Annotated in this window: 8 protein-coding genes and 1 pseudogene; 8 read left to right on the top strand and 1 reads right to left on the bottom strand. The window is 42.9% G+C overall.

Features of this window, described 5'->3' with window-relative positions:
- The first annotated feature begins 25 nt into the window (after window positions 1-25).
- The 8 genes from B9T16_RS25240 (at window position 26) to B9T16_RS25275 (ending at window position 4,936) form a co-directional block, all read left to right on the top strand.
- A complete protein-coding gene (locus B9T16_RS25240) occupies window positions 26-466 on the top strand; it encodes a hypothetical protein (RefSeq protein WP_410245486.1) in 441 nt (146 codons plus the stop codon).
- Between the two features lie 4 nt (window positions 467-470).
- On the top strand, window positions 471-1,445 hold the full coding sequence (locus tag B9T16_RS25245; RefSeq protein ID WP_410246054.1) for a hypothetical protein: 975 nt from the start codon (window positions 471-473) through the stop codon (window positions 1,443-1,445).
- 27 nt (window positions 1,446-1,472) lie between these two features.
- Complete coding sequence (locus tag B9T16_RS25250; RefSeq protein ID WP_410246055.1) at window positions 1,473-2,672, top strand: hypothetical protein; 1,200 nt, start codon at window positions 1,473-1,475, stop codon at window positions 2,670-2,672.
- Window positions 2,673-3,019: 347 nt separating this feature from the next.
- Window positions 3,020-3,187 (top strand): hypothetical protein, encoded by a 168-nt coding sequence (locus B9T16_RS25255; RefSeq protein ID WP_410246056.1) that lies wholly within the window; start codon window positions 3,020-3,022, stop codon window positions 3,185-3,187.
- Window positions 3,188-3,208: 21 nt separating this feature from the next.
- Window positions 3,209-3,562, top strand: a complete 354-nt coding sequence (locus tag B9T16_RS25260) for a hypothetical protein (RefSeq protein ID WP_410246057.1) — start codon at window positions 3,209-3,211, stop codon at window positions 3,560-3,562.
- A 3-nt stretch (window positions 3,563-3,565) separates the two neighbouring features.
- Window positions 3,566-3,985: a hypothetical protein gene (locus B9T16_RS25265; protein WP_410246058.1), complete on the top strand. Its 420-nt coding sequence runs from the start codon at window positions 3,566-3,568 to the stop codon at window positions 3,983-3,985.
- 1 nt (window position 3,986) lies between these two features.
- The gene (locus B9T16_RS25270) at window positions 3,987-4,304 is read left to right on the top strand and encodes a hypothetical protein (protein WP_410246059.1); all 318 of its coding nucleotides are present in this window, start codon (window positions 3,987-3,989) and stop codon (window positions 4,302-4,304) included.
- 395 nt (window positions 4,305-4,699) lie between these two features.
- Window positions 4,700-4,936: a hypothetical protein gene (locus B9T16_RS25275; RefSeq protein ID WP_410245522.1), complete on the top strand. Its 237-nt coding sequence runs from the start codon at window positions 4,700-4,702 to the stop codon at window positions 4,934-4,936.
- 327 nt (window positions 4,937-5,263) lie between these two features.
- Here the strand turns inward: B9T16_RS25275 and B9T16_RS25280 are convergent.
- Window positions 5,264-5,391, bottom strand: a pseudogene (locus B9T16_RS25280) (transposase); the annotation flags it as partial.

Genomic DNA, 5,391 nt, shown 5'->3' on the forward strand with positions numbered 1-5,391 from the left:
TGGCAGCTAAACTGAGGACATAATCGTGACCAAAAGAAATCCCCCCCGTGGTTCTAATCGCCCTCCGAGCGATTCCGGTAGTGGTAGGAAACCACCATCTAAAAAAGATGAAAAAGCCGGGTTAAGAACTGATACCAACAACAGAATAGAGGAAGCGATCGCTGTCTTGGATTTTCGGCTACATTTAGACTATTTAAATATGGCTTCAGCCGTTGGGGGCGGCGACTTTGAAGAGTTTAAACGTTCTTGGTTGATGAATTATTATAATGCGATGACAGAACCGAGGTTTAAAGACAAGCCCAAAAGTCCTCCTAGTAAAACAGAGCGCCCCCGCCTCTTAAAAACTAATGATGAGTTAATGATGAATCGCCAAATCAAATCCGACAATTTGTCATCAAGGGAAAATCTAGCTGAATTTCGCCGAAGTAGAGACTTGTTGCCATTCGATTCTGATAATATAGGTTAAAACTATGTCTAATATTGTAGGGATAGACCAGAGAGAACTAACTTCAACCGCTATAGCTGGCGGTGCAATGTCTGCACAGTGGTTTAATGCTTTTTCGACCCCTTTTTATCAGCAGATTCAAAGTTTAAAAGCCTTTGATTTTAAGAAGTGGGCGGGTAGTGTCAAGGGCGGAGCTTTAGTTATTGCAGAAAACATCAAAAAAGGGAACTGGGGTTTTTTCAAAGAATGGCTACAAGAGGCTCCTCTGGTTCCTAAAGTAGCGGGGCTTTTAGCGGGTGGTTTAATTGCTGGGACTGTGCTGGTTGTTGGCGGACAAGCATTAGGGTTTGTTGGTGCGGGTGTAGGGAGTTTAGTAGCAGCCCACCCGGCTTTGGTTGGCGGTTTTTTAGGGGTAACAATACCTACAGTGATGAGCAAATTGACCCAAGGGGTTTCTCAAGCCTATAACTTTGATTGGGCAGCATCTGACAAGAAAATGATGGACGATTTAAAACAAGCGGCTAATGCTTTATATGTTCCCTTGGGGGAAACAGTCGGGAAATCTTTGGCGGCTTTAGTGGTGGGAAAGGTGGGTAGTGCGGCGGCAACAAGTTTAAGGATTCGGGAAGGTGCGATCGCCGCTATGTGTATGATTAACCCGACTATTAAAGAGACTTTGGTGGATGCGTTATCCTCGCTGAGGTATGCGGTGCAAGAGGTTGTTAAAAAAGCACTGTTTGTTATGACTTACATTAACGCCAGAAAAGTAGCAGCCAAGTTGTTGAATAAGGAAGATACTTGGGGCAAGGAAGGGCAATCACCTTTTATTGTTTCGGAGAAAGTAGAAGAAACTTGGGCGAAAGTTAAAGAAGATGAATATTTTGATTGGGTGAATGAGCAACAATGGGAGGGTATAGAAACAATGACATCTACTTTTTTTGAAACCCTCGGTGAGTTGTTGTCAGAGCAGGGAACTTATGAGGAGTGGATACCGGTATAAATTCATCACCTGAGAGGAGGGATATCAATGGCAGAAGTTGGAAGACTTACTCAGCAAACTTACATCATGATGGCTCGTCAACGGCGTATCACGAAACTATCAGATAAGCGGCCGGAACGAGTCCGAATAGAATTGCAGCCAAACTGGAACGTTTACCAACTACAGCCAGACAGAAAAAACCCAGATTACAAACTGCTGATGGCTGGTTCTGAGTCAGCCTTGGCATTGCAGTTGTCACAACTGGGATGGATGGAGAAGATGCTCGATCATCTTCTCAATGCCAGCGATCTAAAATTCGAGGATTGGTTTGATGTTTGGGCGGCGGGTTATCCAGAACTGCGCTACAGAGTGAACCCAAAACTCCCCACATTAAGAACTAACTATCCCGCGTCGAATGTGAGTAATTCCACTGGGGAAACAATAAGCAAATGGAGGAACGAGGTAGGCTCTCGCCCGGCTTACATTGAATGGAAACCTTCCGCCCGAAAAACAGCAAAAGATGTCGGGCTTCACCGCACAATAGAATATTTTCCCGATCGCTCTGAGAACAAATCAGTTGTCTTGACGGGGAACGACAAGGAGTTAATTAGGCAAATCCTACAAATCCACTACGAGGGTGGGGGTAGCAGTGAGGGAATGGATAGCACTGTYTCGACGGGTATCAGTTACCGGGGCGCTCCCAAAGTTGTGCTGTACTTTTTGGAACGGATCGAGGATGTGGAAAAAGGCTACCGACAATTAGAGGCAAGAGTGGGATTCCGTTTGGTGGGAAAAACGGAAAACCCGAACGGAACTGGCGACTTGTTAACTAAAGCTAATATCAGAAGTTTGGCACAGAGAATCGTCCAGAACTTTCTACAACCCCAACAATTTCGTTTCCACAAGGGGAGGGAATCGGTTAGCTATAGAGACAAGCGCCAAGGGTTAGAGTCGTTTGTTTTTGCAACTAGCGCATCAGAGGGGATTAATCTTTATCAGCGAATCTGCCAGGTGATGCAGATAGAGTTTGATAGTTCAAAGGTCTTTACATCGAGTAACCAAAATCCATCCCAAGCGTTCCCTATCACGCCCCCAGAGGTGACGATATTGGGTAACAAAATCAAACCACCCCGCCGCCGTCCGGTCGGGCACGTCTATTTTAGAGATGCCAAGTTGTTTTTAGAGATGCTCAACGAGCMTATMCTTCTCTGTGACTACAACGGGCATATATACAGGAATCCCGATTAGAAGACAACCCCAACTATTTTTTTAGATCAAGCAAACTCCCTTGCATATTCGGAAACCCTATAGGTTTCCGTAACTGTTCCATACCCTAAAAATGCCTGTTATGAATGTAATGGTAAGCAGTTTTGAAGCAACAAGGCAGGTATTGGATGTCTAGTCTAAATAGTACGAAAATTTATAGCTGGACTTCACCGTCGCCAGGGGGTACAGGAACCACTAGAGTGGCAGCAAGGCTTTCTGCTCGGTATGATGGCATTGCTACACATCTCGGAATGACCGCCCATACAAATCCAACTGAAGTAAACGCCCATATGCTTAAGCCAAATAAAGCTGTGCAGGAGGGCTACTTAATGAAGATGAGAATTAACTACCGAAAAGGCGAGAAGTATTTTGGGGCGGATATTTATGTGCCTACAGACAAAGTGACTGAAGCTATCCAGATACTACCTAACAAGCCCTGGGATGGTACGGGAGTGATAACTTCATGTCGCGATCGTGTACGAGTTGATTACCGCTAATAACAAAAGGAGAGTATATCAATGGCTAGAACGAAACTGTGTCAATTAGTAGATGGCACTAAGGTTAGAGTATTTAGATCTAGTAGTGTGATGTATACCTCAGACACTGTAACCAATTTGGGAATAGGTCCAGTCGCTGACGCAAATAAGAAGGAGCCAGTTTATGATACTGGGGAATTAATGCGAGCTGGTGTATTGGTGAGACTTTGCATTAGTTGCAACAATGGAGCTAATAAACCACCAATTACATACAGAGTATTTTGCGACGTAGAAAACGTAAACGCTGCTTTACATCATTATAATAGTGGCGGTAAAACCCTAAACGGTAAAACAGTATTGAGAGCTAGTCTAGACCGTCGTCAAGTTATCAAGTAAAACATGGATTTTACCGATGCTTATGGCACTTGGAAGGTGATAGCTTCAGGCTATCAGCCAACTCAAGAGTGGATAATTCACAGCTCCCCAGTTACTCAATACTCATTATTGAGGTTTAGATTTTTAACTGATTGGGGGCGGTGGACAAATCCCTATGATGGCTATAGGTCAATGCTGCTTATTCGAGGGCATTATTATAATGATTCTGAAAATTCTGACTGGATAACAGAGCAAAGGACTGTATACGTTACAGAGGAACCGCAACTGATTAATTATCCACCAGTTCAAGGGTTTACAGATAACCCCTCGGTGATTAGAAAGTTAGGAGTTCGCCGCCGTTTTTTCAAAAACGCAACATGGATCGAAAATCATCCTACAATGGATCTAAAGTTTAACGTAACAATTGAGGCTTTTGTAGACTAACATGGACATCTCTCTTAATCAATTAATTGACCATCTCCCCAATGATTCACAGTTTAAAACCTTACTAGGAACATTGGGGGCAAGCGGTGATAGTGTGGACGCTACCGTAGAATTTTGTCATTTAGTAGGGGCATTATATCAAGCACAGCAAGTATACAACCAACAACCAGGAAATAAAGCAATTAATATGGTCTCAGCAGTAAGTATTGAGCCTGTAGTAGAAAGTTTAGACGGGACATTTTTTAGGAGGTTAGAAAGAACTCTAGCTTTTTTGGAAAAGTATGAAAATAGTATAATTGTCCCGAACGTCAAAAGTTAGTTGGTCGAAAATTTAAAGCTGCCAGATAATTCGGATTCTATCTGCGTTATCTGGTCAAAGTCTTGAAATTAACCCAAGTAAAATGTGATTAAAAATCCACATAAACATAGGAGTTAATTCCGCCGTGGATATTGAAGTCGAAAAAATCACAATAATCATAAGTTGGATACTTTCACTCATTAGTACGGTATGGTATGTATCAGTTCAATACACAATAATTAAAGTACAAGTCAACAGAAACAGAGAAGAGCTAAACAGAATATCATCAATGCTTAGGCGAGAAATAGAAGAGCATAACAGACTTATATGGATAAACGTCAACCACATGGAAAAATACTTAACCAAAAATCAGGATTATTTTCCGTTAAATATACAAGGCGATCAATACAAAAATTATGACGACTGAAGTTTTGCCGGAATTATTACGGGTAGGAAGTGATGGGGTTGTGATATTTCTAGTGTGGTCTTTAATGAAACAGAATCAAAAGTTAATAGCAGAGGTTAACTCAAGAGACAATGAATTAATGAAGTTAATTTACAAAATACTTAGCAGTGAACAACGAGGGACAAGAAGTGAACGCGATCGCACAATCAAGCCAAAGCCACAAGAATCCGTTAGGACTTGGGAGTAGAGTTGTCTGTGGCCCTAACGGATAACGGGTTGTCAAGTAGCCATTGCTCCTGGCCACAATCATCATACAGAAAAACTAAAGCGATCGCCAGCCAAGTCAGTTAACTTGTATAAACGCTTCCTGTCTATGCCAATTATCGGGATGTGACGCACCCCACGAGCCGTATGAGGGAAAACTCTCACGTACGGTTCTGAATGGGAGGGGACGAAGGCGACTCCATTCTCGACCCCTAATCTCCCACTAAACACTTCGTTTATGACCTTGAGTTCCTTGCCTTGTTTGGTGAGATGCTCCAAACGTTGGGACCTATAGCATTAGTCAAGGTGGTTAGGACGCAGCTTTTATAACGGAATCCATGGCATCATCGAGAGAATCAAACTGCTCACGTGCAATGGCGAATGCGGGCTTTCAACCACGACCAACATTTCTCTATCTTGTTGAGGTCTGGCGAATAA

This window comes from Arthrospira sp. PCC 8006, assembly GCF_046480465.1.
Classification (GTDB): domain Bacteria; phylum Cyanobacteriota; class Cyanobacteriia; order Cyanobacteriales; family Microcoleaceae; genus Limnospira; species Limnospira platensis.

Excerpts from the sequence above, each read along its gene's own strand:
- B9T16_RS25255 (WP_410246056.1), top strand. The coding sequence starts at position 3,020 with ATGAAGATGAGAATTAACTACCGAAAAGGCGAGAAGTATTTTGGGGCG.
- B9T16_RS25245 (WP_410246054.1), top strand. The coding sequence starts at position 471 with ATGTCTAATATTGTAGGGATAGACCAGAGAGAACTAACTTCAACCGCT.
- B9T16_RS25265 (WP_410246058.1), top strand. The coding sequence starts at position 3,566 with ATGGATTTTACCGATGCTTATGGCACTTGGAAGGTGATAGCTTCAGGC.
- B9T16_RS25260 (WP_410246057.1), top strand. The coding sequence starts at position 3,209 with ATGGCTAGAACGAAACTGTGTCAATTAGTAGATGGCACTAAGGTTAGA.
- B9T16_RS25275 (WP_410245522.1), top strand. The coding sequence starts at position 4,700 with ATGACGACTGAAGTTTTGCCGGAATTATTACGGGTAGGAAGTGATGGG.
- B9T16_RS25270 (WP_410246059.1), top strand. The coding sequence starts at position 3,987 with ATGGACATCTCTCTTAATCAATTAATTGACCATCTCCCCAATGATTCA.